The organism is Polaromonas sp. P1_G2 (assembly GCF_056405515.1).
Genome location: NZ_JBFUBY010000068.1, coordinates 1 through 16,098, shown reverse-complemented (window position 1 = coordinate 16,098; position 16,098 = coordinate 1). Strand labels below are relative to the sequence as shown.

Here is a 16,098-nt window from a genome sequence, read left to right as displayed (position 1 = left end):
CCGCAGATGTTTGCCGTGCCGGCGGTGGTGGCCCAGACCCGGATGACGGCCACGGTGATGAAACGCGTGGCCCTGCATTCACCGGCGCGGCGCATGCTGGTGCTGTTTCCACCGCCGGTCGCGCTGCCGGAAGTGCGGTTCGACCTCCTCTGGCACAGGCGCAGCGACACGCACCCGGCCCAGATGTGGCTCAGGGCGTTGATRGAGTCGCTGGCGAAGTCCCTGTAGCCTTGCTCCTTCCGCCAGCGGGAGAGGGAGTTGAATCAAAGCGCCTGCAGCCCACCCACGGCGCAAAGCTATGATCCACCGCACAGGGGGTGCGCCGCCACAGGCAGGGCCTGGGGCGCGCCGGAGGGCGATGAACCAATACCCGGCGCGGCCGGGCTTGCCATAACAACAACACCATGACACCAAAAACAAAACTGGTCCTGGCGGCCACGGGGACTGTACTGCTGCTGGCCGTGGGGACGGCCGTCGTCATCGGCCTGGACAGCCGGGCCTGGCGCGGCAAGCAGGACAAAGCGGCAGTTGCCGCGGTGGCGGTGGCGACCGCCGAGCCGCTGGACACAAGCAAACTGCTGACGGGCATGCAGGAGCTGCTGGCCGGCTACCGCAAGATCATCGTGCTGTTCGCCGACGAAAAAGCCTTGGGTGTGAACGAGCGCGCCATGGCCAACCAGGTGGGCCAGGGCCTGTTCCATGAGAACCGCGAGCGCGTGGCCGCGCTGGAGGCGCAGATGGCGGCGCTGGCGGCCTCGGGCAACGCGCAGCGTTTTGATGCGGTGGCCGGCCTGCTGGACTACATCGAGAGCGACAAGAACCTGTTCGACGCGGACCGCCTGGCGTTTCGCGAACTGCTGCGCAGCCTGCAGGCGGCGGTGGCGGCGGATTCCTCGCTGCCGGCCATCAAGCTGCACAAGCGCATCGGCGAAGACCTGGACGCGCTGCAGGAAATCGAGCGCAACTACGAGAAAGAAATCCGCCTGGTGTTCGGCCGCTTTGAGCCGCGCGCGATTGAACTCAAGCGCGAGCGCTGGGAAGACTATGTGGCCAGCCTCAAGAAGCTGTACACGCGCGCGCAGATCCTGAAGGACTTCGGCGTGGTGATGCCCTACCCCGCCCCTAAGGCGCCCACGCGCAAGGCCAAGGGTGAGGAAGAGGGCGAGGTGTTCGGCTACAGCCTGCCGCCCAAGACCATCGTGCTGACCTTCGACGACGGCCCGCACGGCGTGTACACGGCGGAGATCGCGGCCATCCTCAAGCAGTACGGCGCGCCGGGCATCTTCTTCCAGGTGGGCAGCAACCTGGGCACGGTGGCGGCCGACGGCAAGACCAAACTGGGCCCGCGCGCCGATGTGAGCCGCAAGCTGCTGGAGGCGGGCCACACGCTGGCCAACCACAGCATGACGCATGCGCAGCTGTCCAAACTCAAGGGCGAGGGCCTGAAGTCGGAGGTGATGGGCACCGACGAGCTGCTGAAGGCTGTGGACGCGCGGCGTTCGCCGCTGTTCCGCTTTCCCTACGGCGCGCGCAACGACGAGGGCCTGGACCTGCTGTCGGGCGCGCAGCTGCGTTCGGTGATGTGGAACATCGATTCGCTGGACTGGGCCGACCCGGTGCCGAGCTCCATCGTGGAGCGCGTGCTGCGCACGGTGGACAAGGAAGGCCGCGGCATCATCCTGTTCCACGACATCCATGAGCGCACGGTGAAAGCGCTGCCGGCGATCCTGGACCGGCTGTCGGCCGAGGGCTATCAGTTCGCGGGCTGGGACGGCAACGGCTTCAGCGTGGCCAAGGGCGGCAATAACAACACGGCCATGCCCGCGCCAGTGGCGGCCAACCCGGGCTACAGCGATTCATGGGCCATCGTGATCGGCATCGACGACTATGCGAACTGGCCCAAGCTGCAGTACGCGGTGCGCGACGCGCGGGCGATCCGCGAGGCGCTGGTGCAGCGCTTCGGCTTCAGCGCGGACCACGTGCTGTCGCTGGAGAACCGCGAGGCGACGCGCGCCGGCATCCTGGGGGCATTCAACGACAAGCTGGCGCGCAGCGGCATGAAAAAGAACGACCGGCTGTTTGTGTTCTTCGCGGGCCACGGCGCGACGCGCCAGCTCAGCTCGGGCCGCGACCTGGGCTACATCATTCCGGCCGATTCAGACCCGAACAAGCTCGCGACCGACGCGGTGCCGATGACGGAGCTGCAGAACATCGCCGAGAGCCTGACGGCCAAGCACGTGCTCTTCGTGATGGATGCCTGCTACAGCGGCCTGGGGCTGACGCGCGGTGCGGGCTCGGGCAACTTCCTGCGCGACAACGCCAAGCGCCTGGGCCGGCAGATGCTGACGGCGGGCGGCGCCGACCAGCTGGTGGCCGACGGCGGGCCCAACGGGCATTCGGTGTTCACCTGGACGCTGCTGCAGGCGCTGACGGGCAAGGCCGACCTCAACGGCGACGGCCTGATCACCGCGACCGAGCTGGCCGCCTATGTGGCGCCGGCAGTGGCCGCGGTGTCGCGGCAGACGCCGGCCTTCGGCAGCTTGCCGGGTTCGGAAGGCGGCGACTTTGTGTTCGCGCTGCCGGCGGAAGCGGAGTTCCTGAGCGCGCAGACCAGCCAGCTTCCGCTGGACGCGATCGCGCTGAACAGCAAGCTGGACGCGACACGGCCGCCGGCGGTTGCCGCCGCGCCCACCACCACGGGCGACAGCCCTCTCGCCTTGCCGGCATCGGCCACGGTGATGGTGAAAGACTTGCAGGGCGGCGAGCAGAAGATCGTCACGCCGCTGGCCGTGCCGAGTTCGGCGCGCCAGCTGGCGCAGCGCGCCAACGACCGCGGCCTGCAGCTCTACAAGGAAAAACGCTATGCTGAAGCCGAAGCGCAGTTCACCGAGGCGCTGAAGCTGCGTCCCGACTTCGCGCTGGCCGCGAACAACCTGGGCTTCGTCTACTTCAAGCAGGACAAGTTCAAGGAAGCGGCGCGCTGGTTTGAGAACACCGTGAAGATGGACCCCTCGCGCGCGGTCGCCTACCTGAACCTGGGCGATGCCCATGCGAAGGCCGGTGACGGCGAGAAGGCGAAGAAGGCCTTCGGCGCCTACCTGGAGCTGGCGCCCACGGGGCCGGGCGCGGCCCACGCGAAGCAGCAGATTGAGAAGAGCTGAGGAACGCAAACCGGCGCAGGATTCGAAGCGCAAAAAGTAAAGGGGGCAGGTGATAAACCTGCCCCCTTTTTTTTGTTGGGCTCGCTGATCAATGATCAGCGGCCCATCTTGCGCAACGGCAATTACTTGCTGCCGGCGGCTTTCACGTCGGCCTTGGCTTCGCCCTTGGCGGCGCTGGTGTCGAGCTTGGCATTGGCCTTGTCGGCCTCGGTCTTGACCTTCAGGGAATCGACCTTGGCGTTGGCGTCAACCTTGGTGGAAGCGGCCTTGGTGTCGGCCTTGACGCCGGCTTTTTCGGCTTTGGCTTCGGCCTTGGTTTTGTCTTCGGGGTCTGCCTTGGCGGCTTTGGCTTCAGCCTTGGCTTTCACCTTGGCGGCCTTGGCATCGGCCTTGCTGCTTTTCTCAGCGGCTTTGGCTTCGGCCTTTTCAACTTTGGCGTCGGCCTTGGCATCGACCTTGGCTTCGCTCTTCGCGGCGGCGGCGACGGACTTGTCGGCCTTGGCTTCCGCCTTGGCAGCCGGCGTGGCCGGGGTAGCCGGCGTGGCGGGCGTGGCGGGCGTCGCGGTTTGCGCGGAAGCGATGCCGACGAACAGGGTGGCGATCAGGGTGGCGAGCAGTTTGTTCATGAGAAAGTCCTTTCAGGATGGATTGAAGCTTGGACCGTTGTTGTCACGGTAGCCTCGTGTTCAACGGCCTGCACGCGGCGCTGTTGACCCGGCACACACAAGCTTGCATTTGCGGCCCACGCTTTACATGTTTTGTCGCTGTACGGCGACAAATGCGCGGGCAAGCTGCGCCGCATGTAGGATGAGGCGCATCGGGAACGCAGGACAAGATTGAACGACATGAGCAGCACAACACCTTCACAAAAAATCGTGATCGCGGGCGGCGGCGTGATGGGCAGCGCGATCGCGTATTTCCTCGCGAGCCATCCGCGTTTTGCCGGCGAGATCACGGTGCTGGAGCGCGACCCGACTTATGCGCAAGCTTCGTCGGCGCTGTCGGCGAGTTCGATTCGCCAGCAGTTCTCGCAGCCGGTGAACATCGCGGTCTCGCAGTTCGGCATTGAATTCCTTCGCAACATCAAGCAGCACCTGGCTGTGGACGGCGAGGTGCCCGGGATCGGCCTGGCCGAGCGCGGCTATCTGTACCTGGCGACGGAGGCCGGTGCGGCTACCTTGCGCGAGAACCATGCGACGCAGCGCGCGCTCGGCGTGGAGGTGGCACTGCTTGAACCCGATGCATTGCGGCAACGCTTTCCGTGGCTGAACGTGGACGACCTCGCGCTGGGCTCTTTGGGCCTCAGCGGTGAAGGCTGGTTTGACGGCTACGGCCTGCTGATGGCCTTCAAGCAGAAAGCGCGCAGCCTCGGTGTGAAGTACCTGAAGGCCGAAGCCACGGGCTTTGTGCACCACGCGGGCCGCGTGAACGCGGTGAACCTGCAAGGTGGCGCACAACTGCCCTGCGACTGGGCGGTGAATGCGGCGGGCGCCTGGGCACGGCCGCTGCTGGCGGGCACGGGCCTGGACTTGCCGGTCTATGGGCRCAGGCGCTGTGTGTATGCGTTCGCCAGCCCTGCGAAGACACCCGATTGCCCGCTGGTGATTGACACCAGCGGCCTGTGGTTCCGGCCCGAAGGCGAGATCTGGATCTGCGGCCTGTCGCCCGCCGAGGGCAGCGACGACAACGACGCACCGCTCGAGGTGGACCATGAGCTCTTCGACCAGGCCTGGCTGACACTCGCGCATCGCGTGCCGGGTTTTGAGGCGCTGCGCCTGCAGCGCGCCTGGGCCGGCTATTACGAATACAACACGTACGACCAGAACGCGCTGCTGGGCCMGCACCCGGCCTTGCCGAATCTGCTGCTGGCCAACGGCTTCAGCGGCCACGGCCTGCAGCAGTCGCCGGCCGTAGGGCGCGGTATCGCGGAGTGGATCTGCGATGGGGCTTACACCAGCCTGGATTTGTCGCCGCTGTCGGCGCAGCGGCTGCTGCGGGGCGAGACCCTGGTTGAGAAGAACGTCATCTAGGCTTTGCTTAAGTGGCGAACAGCTTGCCGTTGAACACCCAGTACAGGGTGCGCACCGTGAGCACGACCAGCGCCAGCGTCAGCACCGCCAGCAGCAGACCGGCCAGCCCATGCAGCACCGCACCGCCGCGCGCCTCTGAATAGACGATGGCGGCGCTGGCCAGCGCGGCCATGGGGAAGCTGACGGCCCACCAGCCGGGCGAGAAGGGCACGTCGCGCCGGAACACCTTGGGCGAAACCACCACGAAGACAAACAGCGCGAAGTAAAACAGCGCACCGGCGAAGCGGTCGACCTGGCCGAAGACATTGACCCAGGCCAGGAAGCCGACGGCAAAGGGCGCCATCAAAATCATCAATGAAGGCCGCATGCCCAGCGGCAGCGGTTCACCGTGGGCCAGGCGGTGGATGATGAGCGTCCACAGCACCAGCGCGACCATGGCACCGACGGCCATGGCCAGCAGGTTGATTTCACCGGCCCAGGCCATGGGCATGTGGCCGCCGGTGACGCCGATGTCGAGCACGCCGACGCCGGGGATGATCCACACCGGCAGCATGTGGGCGGCGGCCAGTCTGCCCTGCAGCAGGCGGCTGCCGGTCAGCAGGCCCAGCGCAGAGGTCACCACCAGGCCGGCCGTCCACAAAGCTTGCGCGAAAGCCTGGCCGTAGGGCATGAGCACCGAGGACAGCAGCAGCAGGGAAATCGCGAACTGGCCGAAGAAGTTACCCGAGACCGGGTCGGTGAATTCGCGGCGCACGGCATCGCGGTGCAGCGCGAGCTTGGCGAGGTAGCCGGCCGAGTGCGCGACGAAGACGGCCAGCGCGAAGAAGCCCATGGCTTCGCCGACGGCAGCGGGCGCGCCGAAGGCCGGCACGGCGAGCCGCCAGGCCAGTGCCATGCCGGCCAGGCCCATGACGGCGCCGTAGAGGTTGATGGGCAGCTGGCGTATGGAATAGGCGCCTGCGGGAAAAGCCGGGGAGCTTGCGGTGGAGGCGGTGGTCGTGTTCATCGAGGCCTTGGGGGGTTTGCAGTGGGGTCTGCAAAGTTGGCTGAATTTGTCGTGTACGCTATTTTCGGCTATGCTGGTTTTTTGCGAGGCCGCAAAAGCAGCCGATCCCGCCAAAGAGGCCCCCATGTCCGCCACCTGCCAGGTTTGCATACTCGCCGTCCCGCGTGTCCAGCTGCTGGACGTGATCGGGCCGGCCGACGTTTTCGCCGAGGCCGCGCAGCAGCTGGGCAATCCGCGCGCCTACCGGCTGCAACTGATCGGCACGCAGGCCGGCGAGCTCAAGGGCAGCAACGGCATGCGCATGGTGGTGGACAGCACCATCCACAATCACCGCGGCCGTATCGACACCCTGCTGGTGGCCGGCAGCCCGCTACCCGAAGAACTGGCCGGCAAGGCGGAAACCAGCGCCTGGCTGCAGCGGCAGGCACGCTCGGTGCGGCGCCTGGGATCGGTCTGCACCGGCGCTTTTTTGCTGGCGGAAGCGGGCCTGCTGGACGGCAAGCGCGTGGCCACGCACTGGAATTCGACCGAGCGGCTGGCCGCCTGCTTTCCCGCGTTGCGGGTGGAGGCCGACGCGATTTACGTGAGGGACGGCAACACCTACACCTCGGCCGGCGTGACGGCAGGCATGGACCTGGCGCTGCATCTGGTGGAGGAAGACCACGGGCGCGACATCGCGCTGAAGGTGGCGCGCAAGATGGTGATGTTCCTCAAACGCCCGGGCGGGCAGTCGCAGTTCAGCGCGCACCTGGCGGCGCAAACGGCGGACAAGTCGGTGGTGCGCGAGATCCAGGACTATGTGCTGGCGCACCTGGGCGCGGACCTCTCGGTGCCGGCGCTGTGCCGGCGCGCCGCGATGAGCGAGCGCAATTTCGCGCGCGTGTTCCGCGCGGCCACCGGTGTGACGCCCGCGGCCTTTGTGGAGGCGGCGCGCATCGACGAAGCGAGGCGCCAGGTGGAAGCCTCGGAAGTGCCGATCAAAAAACTGGCCGATTCGCTGGGCTATGCCAATGTGGACGGCTTCCGGCGCGCCTTCGCGCGGCGCCTGGGCGTGAGCCCCAAGGATTACCGCAGGCGCTTTGCGGGGTTGGGGGCGGCTTGAACAGGTGGCCGGTTGTCAGTTTGCGTGTGGGGAAAAGGCCGCGATGAGGCGTATTTGAGGAAATACGCCTCATTTTTTGATGCGTATTTGCTAAAATACGCATCATGCCGTCCCAAACCTCATTTCCCAAGCCAGCCTATGTGTGGCAACAGCCGGGCTGGCCGGCGCTGGTGTTTGACGCCAGCGCGCTTGAGCATGACCTGAACCTGGCGCGCCTGGAGCAAGGCCGGCTACTCGGGCAGATGCAGGCCATAGGCTTGGCGGAGGCGCAGGCGATCACCGGTGAATTGTGGGTTCAGGAGGCCATGGCCACGGCGGCCATTGAAGGTGAAAAACTGAACCTGGACGCGGTGCGGTCTTCCGTGTGCCGGCGGCTGGGACTGGCGGACCTCCCCACGCAGGACCGCCATGTGGAAGGGCTGATCGAGCTGATGCAGGACGCGACGGACGGCTATCAATCCGTGCTGGATGAAGACCGCTTGTGCCGCTGGCAGTCGGCCCTGTTCCCCGGCGGCACATCGGGCTTGCGCAGGGTTGCCGTGGGGCGCTACCGCGACCATGCGGACGAGATGCAAATCGTCAGCGGCCCGCTGGGCCGGGAGAAGGTGCACTACATCGCGCCAGCATCCAGCGACGTAGGGGCGCAGATGCAGCTGTTTCTGGCCTGGTTTGAAGACACGCGCCCCGCGCAGCGCACGGCGGCCCAGCCGGCCGCCCCTTCCATCAACGGCATCGCACGCGCCGCCATCGCGCACCTGTGGTTCGAGTCGATACACCCGTTTGAAGACGGCAACGGCCGGGTCGGCCGGGCGATCGTGGACATGGCGATCGCCCAGGACATCGGCTCATCGGCGCGTCTATTCGGGCTCTCGCGGCAGATGTTCGAGTCAAGAACGGCCTACTACGACGCGTTGAACCAGGCACAGCGGGGCAGCCTGGACGCCACGCCCTGGGTTCAATGGTTTGTGCACGCCTTCACGGCCTGCTGCCTCAGGTCGCAAGCGGTGGTGACACAGGCGCTGCAAAAAACGGCGTTCCGCCTGCGCGCCTCCGGCTTTTCCCTGAATGAACGGCAGAGCAAGGTATTGGCTCGCCTGCTGGAGGCCGGCGATGGCGGCTTCCTGGGCGGCATGACGACCGACAAATACAGCAAGATCACCGGCACCTCCACAGCGACGGCAAGCCGCGACCTCACGGAGTTGCTGCAGCACGGCTTGCTCACGGTGACGGGCGTTGGCAAGGCAACGCGCTACGCCGTCAATGTGGAAGGTTGGAACGCCACGGGCAACGCGCCGGCCTGACCGCGTCTAGAGCCGCTCTTACTTCTCGCTGTCCAGATGCGCCATCTGCTCAGCCCCATAGCGCGTGCCGGCCACGGCATCGACAGGCAGTGCGGCTTCAATGCGCTTGAGGTCGTCACTGCTGAACGCGAGCTTGAGCGCACCCAGTGATTCATCGAGCTGTTTCAGCGTGCGCGAGCCGGCCAGTGCGACCATGTCCAGGCCCAGGGCCTTGCCGCGCGCGAGCACCCAGGCAATGGCCACCTGCGAGGCGCTGGCGCCCAGGCCGGTGGCGAGCTGCTGCAACACGCCCGCGAGCTGCTGGTTCTTGACGGCGTTGTCGCCGGTGAAGCGCGGCAGGTGGGCGCGGAAGTCGCCGGGACCCGTGGGCTTGGAGCCCGACAGCAGGCCACGCGAGAGCACGCCGTAGGCCGTGACGCCTATGCCCAGGCGCTTGAGCACGGGAAAGATGTCGGCCTCGGGCCCGCGGCTGAGCAGCGAGTATTCGATCTGCAGGTCGGTGATCGGGTGCACGGCGTGGGCTTTCTGGATGGTCTCGATGCCGACTTCGCTGAGGCCGATGTGGCGCACAAAACCGGCTTTGACCATGTCGGCGATGGCGCCTATGGTGTCTTCGATGGGCACGTTCGGGTCCAGCCGCGCGATGCGGTAGATGTCGATGTGGTCGGTGCCCAGGCGCTGCAGGCTGTAGGCCAAAAAGTTTTTGACGGCGGCGGGCCGGCCGTCCATGCCGATCCAGCCGGCACTCGGGTCGCGCAGCGCGCCGAACTTGACGGAGACCAGCGCTTCGTCGCGCCGGCCCTTGAGTGCGCGGCCTATCAGCATCTCGTTGTGGCCCATGCCGTAGAAGTCGCCGGTGTCTATCAGGTTGACGCCGGCGTCGAGCGCGGCGTGGATGGTTGCGATGCTTTGCGCCTCGTCACTGGCGCCGTACATGCCGGACATGCCCATGGCGCCCAGGCCGATGGCCGAGACGGATTGCGGGCCGCTGAAGCCCAGGCGGGTGGAGGAGAGGATGTTGCGGGTCATTGGGGAGCCTTTCGGTGAATTCGGAGTCAGTGTTTGTGTGAGCGGGTAGAAGGACTGTATTGGCATCGAATAAAAGAATAAACTGCCGCAATTCAAAATAACTGTTATCGATTTCAAGAATAAATAAGGCGAAAAGGCATATGCCATGAGTGTTGACCGCTACAAAGCGATGGAAGTGTTTAACCGCGTGGTGGAGCTGGGCAGCTTTACCGCGGCGGCCACGGCCCTGCACATGCCCAAGGCGCGTGTGACCACGACGGTGCAGGAGCTGGAAGCCCACCTGGGCGTGCGCCTGCTGAACCGCACGACACGCCGGCTCAGCCTGACGGACGACGGCGCGCTGTATCACCAGCGCGCGCTGGCCATGCTGCAGGACATGGGCGAGCTCGAGGGCACGCTGCGCCGCGCGGTGGCCACGCCGGCCGGGCGGCTGCGCGTGGACGTGCCGGCCGCCGTGGGCCGGCATGTGATCTCACCGGCGCTGCCGGAGTTTTTCAGGCGCTATCCGGACATGGTGCTGGAGCTGGGCAGCACCGACAGGCCGGTGGACCTGGTGGCCGAGGGCGTGGACTGCGTGATACGTGGCGGCCTGGTGCACGACGAGACCCTGGTGGCGCGGCCGCTGGGCCGGCTACGCGTGGTGACCTGCGCCGCGCCCTCTTACCTCGCGAAGTACGGCACGCCGCAAACGCTGGAAGACCTGGAACAGCACCGCTTCGTGAACTTCCATTCCGCGAAAACCGGCAAGGTGTTTCCGTTTGAATTTTCCAGAGGCGGTGACGCGCGGCAGGTCCACCGCCCGCACTGGGTCAGCTGCAACGATGCCGACAGCCACATGGGCGCGGTGCTGGCCGGCCTGGGCCTGTCGCAGCCGCCGCTCACGCGCCGCACCTGCGCGCTGCTGGCCAGCGGCGACCTGGTGCGCGTGCTGCCCGACTGGCAGCCTGAGGACCTGCCCATGATGGTGCTCTACCCGCGCAACCGCCACCTGACGGCCAAGGTGCGCGCCTTCGCCGACTGGGTGGCCGAGGTGTTCAAGGCGGAGTTCGCAGCCGGGGCCGGACTCTACCCGTGAACGCTGTCAGGCCGCGGCGCGGCTCAGCTTGACGGGCGCGAAATCGACAGGCACGGCAAATGCCACGTTGACGTAGTTGGTGAAGAGGTTGAGCGCCACGTGCGCGAGGATCTCCACGACCTGTTCGTCGCTGAAGCCCGCCTGGCGCACCGCCTGCACGTCGGCCTCGGAAATATTGCCGCGCCCGTTCACCAGCTTGAGCGCAAAGGTGAGCGCCGCCGCCGTGGCCGGGTCGGTGGACTCGCCGCGCTGCGCGGCGGCCATGCCTTCGGCGCTGACGCCGGCTTTGCGACCCAGCGCGGTGTGGGCGGCCAGGCAGTATTCGCAGGCATTGCGGTCGGCGACGGCGACGGCAATCTGCTCGCCGAGTTTGGCGTCGATGACGCCGCCGCCCAGCGCACCAAACGAGCCCCACATGCTTTTGAGCGCAGCGGGCGAATTGGCGACGGCCTTGAACATATTGGGCGTGGCGCCAAAGGCCTGGTTCACCTGGTCGAGCAGGGCCTTGCGGTCGGCGGTGGTGGAACTGGCGCTACGGTCTATCAATGGAATGCGTGACATGGTGGAGTCCTTGAAAAGTCGGGGTTGAAGGGAAACATCTCGCGCGGCGGCGGCCTTAAGGCCTGTCGCTGCACAGGGAGCAGTTTCGCGCGACAATCAGGACGCTTTGGATGAATTCGTCCACATAATCATCCTTATCGTACAAATCACTCACCCATGCTCGCCACTCAGAGAGACACGCCCATGACCGAAGGACTGGACCGGCTTTCCGCCCTGATGGACCGCTTTCGTGTGCGCGCCCATATGTTTCACAACGGGCCGCTATGCGGCGTCACGCATTTCACGCCTGAGGCCGGGCTGGGGTTTTTGCATGTGATGCGGCGCGGGACCATGGTGGTGACGCACCGCACCGGAAGCGGCGCGCCGCAGCGGGTGGAGGTCAGCGAGCCCAGCCTGGTGTTTTACCCGCGGCCGCTGGCGCACGACTTCCACAACGCGCCGGTGGAGGGCGCCGACTTCACCTGCGCGACGCTGGCCTTTGACGGCGGCGCCGGCCACCCGCTGGCGCGCGCCTTGCCGGCACTGGTGGTGTTGCCGCTCGCGCGCGTGCAGGGGCTGGAGCACACGCTGGCCTTGCTGTTTGCCGAGACCGAACAGGTGCGCTGCGGCCGGCGCCTGCTGGCCGACAGGCTGTTCGAGGTGTTGTTGCTGCAATTGCTGCGCTGGCTACTGGACAACCCACAAGAGGGCGGCCTGCCCGAAGGCCTGCTGGCGGGCCTTGCCGAGCCGCGCCTGGCGCGAGCCTTGTCCGCCGTGCATGAAAACCCCGGCGAGGCCTGGAGCCTGGAACGCCTGGCGCAATCGGCCGGCATGTCGCGCAGCGCCTTCGCGCTGCTGTTCAGGCAGAAGGTCGGGCAAACGCCGGCGGACTACCTGGCCTGCTGGCGGCTGGCGATCGCACAGGCCGAGCTGCGTGGCGGCCAGTCCCTCAAGGCGATTGCCGCGCAGCTCGGTTACGCGAATGCATCGGCGCTGTCGCGCCTCTTTGTGCGGAAGACGGGCGTCTCGCCTCGGGAATGGGCGAAGGGGGTGATGTAGCACTCACCGGCCAGCGCGAACTTCACGGCGAGCCTTGCCGCCCAACACGAAACCCCGCGCAGCATCCTGGTAAGCAGCATCTTGCGCAGCGCTGGCCAGCGCGGCTTGCAGGCTTTGATCATCCAGCGCCCAAAGCAGGCGCGCGACGTCCGAAAAACGGGTGGACAGGGCCCCCGCCTCCACAGCGATCACCGTGAGGCGGCTCACATCCGCCCGCATGGCAAGGTCTGTCTGGGTCAGGCGCCGGGCGCGCCGCATCAGGCGGATGCGCTGCCCCACTTCAGTCACAAATTGCGTGACTTCCAGGGGTTCGGAGAGAGGGTCTTTGCGGGCCAAACGGAATCAAAAATGTATTAAATTACAGACTTAATTTCATTATTTATCTGTATTTTCATACTTTTTTGATTTACATACAAGCATCGGCTTAACCTGTAGCCAGCGCGCCTGTCGTGACGCCTGGACCGGCCTATCTGGCGGCAGCCGATGTGGCCAGCAGCACAAAGCCGCCAGCCAGCGCAAGGTTCTTGAAGAAATGCAGCACCTGGTTGCGCAACTCCTGCGGCGTGGCAGCCCAGAAGTCATGGGCGAGCAGGGCGTCGACCAGCAGGAAGGCCGCAGCGGCCAGGGCCAGCCAACGAACTTGCCAGCCGAAGGCGAGCGCCAGACCTGCGGCGACTTCGACGGCGCCCACAGCGGCGGCCGTGTAGTTGCGCTGTTTTGCCGAGTCAAGAAAGTGTGACGCGCCAGGGCCCATGAAGGCCAGGGCCATCAGCGTGCGGCCCAGGGGCAGGACGAGGGTGGGGTTCATGGTGTGCTTTCTGATGAAGTGGAGGCGAGCACTCAGGCCGCGCGGCGCATCACGGGCTTGAGCATGTCGGCGATGCCGATGCGGTGGGCGAACTCTTCGCGCACGCGTTCAGCCACCACGGTGACTTCAGCGGCGCCGTCGTCGATGAAGTCGGTCACCGAACGGAAGGGCCGTGTGCCGGCGGGCAGGCCGACGATGCGGGTGATGTCGTCGGCCACGGCCTGCGGGTCGGCATCGGCCGGGCTCAGGGCCGAGAGGCGTTCGCCGACCTTGTCCATCACGCCGTCATAACGCGCATAGGCGCCGGCGAGGGCCGCGTCGGCCGGCTTGCCGGCGCTGGGGAAGTGGGCCGTGCCTTTGGTGAAGGCGCCGGGCACGACGATGGAGGTTTCGATGCCGAAGCGGGCGAGTTCATAGGACATGCTGACAGCCATCGAATCCATGGCGGCCTTCGCCGCGGCGTAAGGGCCGAGGAAAGGCGGGAAACCGCCGCGCACCGTGCTGCTGCTGACCCACAGCAGCAGGCCGGCTTCGGCCTGGCGCATGGCCGGCAGCGCGGCGCGGTTCACGCGCTGGGCGCCCAGGAAGTTGGTGTCCAGCACCTTGATGATTTCTTCGGGTGTGTAGGCCTCGCTGGGGCCGACCACCAGGTGGCCGGCGTTGTGCACAAGCACGTCGAGCCGGCCCTGCTCGGCCAGGATGCGGGCCACGGCGGCATCGGCCGAGGGCTGCGAGAGCACGTCGAGTTCGACGGCGCGCAGGTCCAGGCCCTTGGCGAAACTCCAGTCGCGCAGTTCGCGCACCTTGGGCGCGTTGCGGCCTTCGACGTCGCGCATGCTGGCATACACGGTGTGGCCGGCCTGGGCCAGGGCGCGGGCGCTGAGATGGCCTATGCTGGTGGAAGCGCCGGTGACGAGGATGATGGATTTCATGGTGTGTGGCTTTCTGAAGAGGGTTTGGAAAAAGTTGTGGATGTGTCGGTGAAAGTGCGTGCGCTTAGACAACGCCACCATTCGCGCGGAGCGTCTGTCCATTCACCCAGGCCGAGTTCTCGCTCACGAGGAAAGCCACCGCACTCGCGATGTCCTCCGGCGTACCCAGGCGTTCCAGCGGCGCCATCTTGGACATACGTTCCACCATCTCGGGCGTCTTGCCGTTCAGGAACAGTGCGGTGGCCGTGGGGCCGGGGGCGATGGCGTTGACGCGGGTGTTTTTGCCGCGCAGCTCCTTGGCCATGATGTTCGTGAAGGTTTCGACCGCGCTCTTGGTCGCGCCGTAAACCGCGTAACCGGGCAGGGCCAGGCCGATCACGCTGGTCGAAAAGTTGACGATGCGGCCGCCGGGCTGCAGGCGCGCCGCGGCTTCACGCAGGGTGTTGAAACTGCCCTTGACGTTGACGGCGAAGAGGCGGTCAAAGGTGTCATCGTCCGTGTCGGCCAGGGCCGGCAACGTGGGCGGCATGATGCCGGCGTTGTTGATCAGCACGTCGACGCGGCCGAAGGCTTTGATGCTTTCGTCAAACAGCTGCTTCACGGCAGCTGAACTCGATACATCGGCCTGCACGGCGACGGCCTTGCCGCCAGTTGCGGTGATGGACTGCACCACGGCCTGGGCTTCTTCAGCCTGGCCGGCGTAGTTGACGATGACGGCGTAGCCCTCTTGCGCGAGGCGCTGTGCGACGGCGGCGCCTATGCCGCGCGAGGCGCCGGTGACGATGGCAACCTGGGTGGTGTTGTTGCTTGAAGCGGTCATTTGAAACTCCTGATGGTTAAAAGTGGGCGGGCTCTGACTGCCTGCGGCGCTCAGTGTGTTGTGCGCTTTTGGTGAGCCAGTGAAGCTATTGTTCTATTCAATCCACATACGATAAATACCGTAAACTTGCCATCACTGTTCAACAATCACCAACAATAGAAGCGCACGTTATGGACCGTTTTCATTCGATGCAGCTCTTTACCCGCATCGTCGAGCTGGGCAGTTTTACGAAGGCGGCCGACGACCTGGGCCTGCCGCGCGCCACGGTGACGCACGCAGTGCAGCAGCTTGAAAAACGCCTGGGTGTGCGGCTGTTGCAGCGCACCACGYGGCATGTGAGCCCCACGCAGGACGGCGCGGCCTACTACGAGCGCTGCCTGCGCCTGCTGACGGATCTTGAGGAAGCCGAGTCGGCCTTTGTCAACACGGGCAGCAAGCCGCGCGGCAAGCTGCGCGTGGACTTGCACGGCACGCTGGCCAAGCATTTTTTGCTGCCGGTGATTGGGCAGTTCTTTGAGCGCTACCCGGACATCGAACTGGAGATCGGCATGGGCGACCGGCTGGTGGACCTGGTGCGCGAGGGCGTGGACTGCGTTCTGCGTGTTGGCGAACTGGCCGAGTCCAGCATGGTGGGGCGGCGCGTGGCCTTGCTTGAACAGGTGACCTGCGCGAGCCGCGAGTACCTGGACCAACACGGCACACCCGACACGCTGGAGGCGCTGCGCGGCCACCGCGCGGTGAACTTTTTATCCAGCCGCACCGGCAAGGCGCTGCCCTTTGACTTCATCGTGGACGGCGCGCCGCGCCAGGTGCAGCTCAAGGGCTCGGTCGCGGTCACGGACGCCGACGCCTACAAGGCCTGCTGCGCCGCGCACCTGGGTTTCATCCAGGTGCCGCGCTACCACCTAGCCGCGCAACTCGAAGCGGGCGCGCTGGTGGAGGTGCTGGTGCAATTCCGGCCGGCACCCATGCCGGTGTCGGTGCTGTACCCGCACCACCGCCAGCTGTCGCCGCGCGTGCGGGTGTTTGTGGATTGGGTGGCCGACACGATGAGCCGGGCCGGATAAGAACGGTTCAACTAGCGCGGCAGCGCGTAGGCCCGCACATAGTCGCCTGCGCGCGTCCCCAGCGAGCCGTGTCCGCCGGCAACCACGAGCACGTACTGCCGGCCGTCGGCGCCGGTGTAGCTCATGGGCGTGGCCGGCCCGCCGGCGGGCAGGCGCGAGGCCCAGAGT

15 protein-coding genes and 1 pseudogene are annotated in these 16,098 nt (G+C 66.2%); 8 read left to right on the top strand and 8 right to left on the bottom strand.

Annotated elements, in window-relative coordinates; translation table 11 throughout:
* Positions 1-228, top strand: a pseudogene (locus tag AC1D0P_RS09520) (LysR family transcriptional regulator); the annotation flags it as partial.
* Between the two features lie 176 nt (positions 229-404).
* Entirely contained in the window at positions 405-3,161 is a 2,757-nt protein-coding gene (locus tag AC1D0P_RS09515) for a polysaccharide deacetylase family protein (protein WP_477676511.1), read from the top strand.
* A 122-nt stretch (positions 3,162-3,283) separates the two neighbouring features.
* On the opposite strand, the gene AC1D0P_RS09510 is transcribed toward AC1D0P_RS09515, so the two are convergent.
* On the bottom strand, positions 3,284-3,787 hold the full coding sequence (locus tag AC1D0P_RS09510) for a hypothetical protein (RefSeq protein WP_477676510.1): 504 nt from the start codon (positions 3,785-3,787) through the stop codon (positions 3,284-3,286).
* 219 nt (positions 3,788-4,006) lie between these two features.
* Between AC1D0P_RS09510 and AC1D0P_RS09505 the strand changes: the two genes are divergently transcribed.
* On the top strand, positions 4,007-5,191 hold the full coding sequence (locus AC1D0P_RS09505; protein WP_477676509.1) for an NAD(P)/FAD-dependent oxidoreductase: 1,185 nt from the start codon (positions 4,007-4,009) through the stop codon (positions 5,189-5,191).
* Positions 5,192-5,198: 7 nt separating this feature from the next.
* On the opposite strand, the gene AC1D0P_RS09500 is transcribed toward AC1D0P_RS09505, so the two are convergent.
* Positions 5,199-6,197, bottom strand: coding sequence for an SLAC1 anion channel family protein (locus AC1D0P_RS09500; protein WP_477676508.1), 999 nt, complete (start codon positions 6,195-6,197; stop codon positions 5,199-5,201).
* 124 nt (positions 6,198-6,321) lie between these two features.
* Between AC1D0P_RS09500 and AC1D0P_RS09495 the strand changes: the two genes are divergently transcribed.
* Complete coding sequence (locus tag AC1D0P_RS09495) at positions 6,322-7,299, top strand: GlxA family transcriptional regulator (RefSeq protein WP_477676507.1); 978 nt, start codon at positions 6,322-6,324, stop codon at positions 7,297-7,299.
* A 104-nt stretch (positions 7,300-7,403) separates the two neighbouring features.
* Positions 7,404-8,600 (top strand): Fic family protein, encoded by a 1,197-nt coding sequence (locus AC1D0P_RS09490; protein WP_477676506.1) that lies wholly within the window; start codon positions 7,404-7,406, stop codon positions 8,598-8,600.
* Positions 8,601-8,618: 18 nt separating this feature from the next.
* Here AC1D0P_RS09490 and AC1D0P_RS09485 read toward each other — a convergent pair whose 3' ends face one another.
* Positions 8,619-9,629, bottom strand: coding sequence for an aldo/keto reductase (locus tag AC1D0P_RS09485; RefSeq protein ID WP_477676505.1), 1,011 nt, complete (start codon positions 9,627-9,629; stop codon positions 8,619-8,621).
* Positions 9,630-9,774: 145 nt separating this feature from the next.
* Between AC1D0P_RS09485 and AC1D0P_RS09480 the strand changes: the two genes are divergently transcribed.
* The gene (locus AC1D0P_RS09480; RefSeq protein ID WP_477676504.1) at positions 9,775-10,704 is read left to right on the top strand and encodes a LysR family transcriptional regulator; all 930 of its coding nucleotides are present in this window, start codon (positions 9,775-9,777) and stop codon (positions 10,702-10,704) included.
* 6 nt (positions 10,705-10,710) lie between these two features.
* Here AC1D0P_RS09480 and AC1D0P_RS09475 read toward each other — a convergent pair whose 3' ends face one another.
* Entirely contained in the window at positions 10,711-11,265 is a 555-nt protein-coding gene (locus AC1D0P_RS09475) for a carboxymuconolactone decarboxylase family protein (RefSeq protein WP_477676503.1), read from the bottom strand.
* Between the two features lie 183 nt (positions 11,266-11,448).
* Here AC1D0P_RS09475 and AC1D0P_RS09470 point away from each other — a divergent pair, with 183 nt between their 5' ends.
* Positions 11,449-12,303: an AraC family transcriptional regulator gene (locus tag AC1D0P_RS09470; RefSeq protein WP_477676502.1), complete on the top strand. Its 855-nt coding sequence runs from the start codon at positions 11,449-11,451 to the stop codon at positions 12,301-12,303.
* 3 nt (positions 12,304-12,306) lie between these two features.
* On the opposite strand, the gene AC1D0P_RS09465 is transcribed toward AC1D0P_RS09470, so the two are convergent.
* From AC1D0P_RS09465 to AC1D0P_RS09450, 4 genes are all read right to left on the bottom strand, one after another.
* Positions 12,307-12,639, bottom strand: a complete 333-nt coding sequence (locus AC1D0P_RS09465) for a helix-turn-helix domain-containing protein (RefSeq protein ID WP_477676501.1) — start codon at positions 12,637-12,639, stop codon at positions 12,307-12,309.
* Between the two features lie 130 nt (positions 12,640-12,769).
* Positions 12,770-13,111: a DoxX family membrane protein gene (locus AC1D0P_RS09460; protein WP_477676500.1), complete on the bottom strand. Its 342-nt coding sequence runs from the start codon at positions 13,109-13,111 to the stop codon at positions 12,770-12,772.
* 32 nt (positions 13,112-13,143) lie between these two features.
* On the bottom strand, positions 13,144-14,043 hold the full coding sequence (locus AC1D0P_RS09455) for an SDR family oxidoreductase (protein WP_477676499.1): 900 nt from the start codon (positions 14,041-14,043) through the stop codon (positions 13,144-13,146).
* A 64-nt stretch (positions 14,044-14,107) separates the two neighbouring features.
* On the bottom strand, positions 14,108-14,863 hold the full coding sequence (locus tag AC1D0P_RS09450) for a glucose 1-dehydrogenase (protein WP_477676498.1): 756 nt from the start codon (positions 14,861-14,863) through the stop codon (positions 14,108-14,110).
* A 170-nt stretch (positions 14,864-15,033) separates the two neighbouring features.
* Between AC1D0P_RS09450 and AC1D0P_RS09445 the strand changes: the two genes are divergently transcribed.
* A complete protein-coding gene (locus AC1D0P_RS09445) occupies positions 15,034-15,930 on the top strand; it encodes a LysR family transcriptional regulator (RefSeq protein ID WP_477676497.1) in 897 nt (298 codons plus the stop codon).
* Positions 15,931-16,098 lie beyond the last annotated feature (168 nt).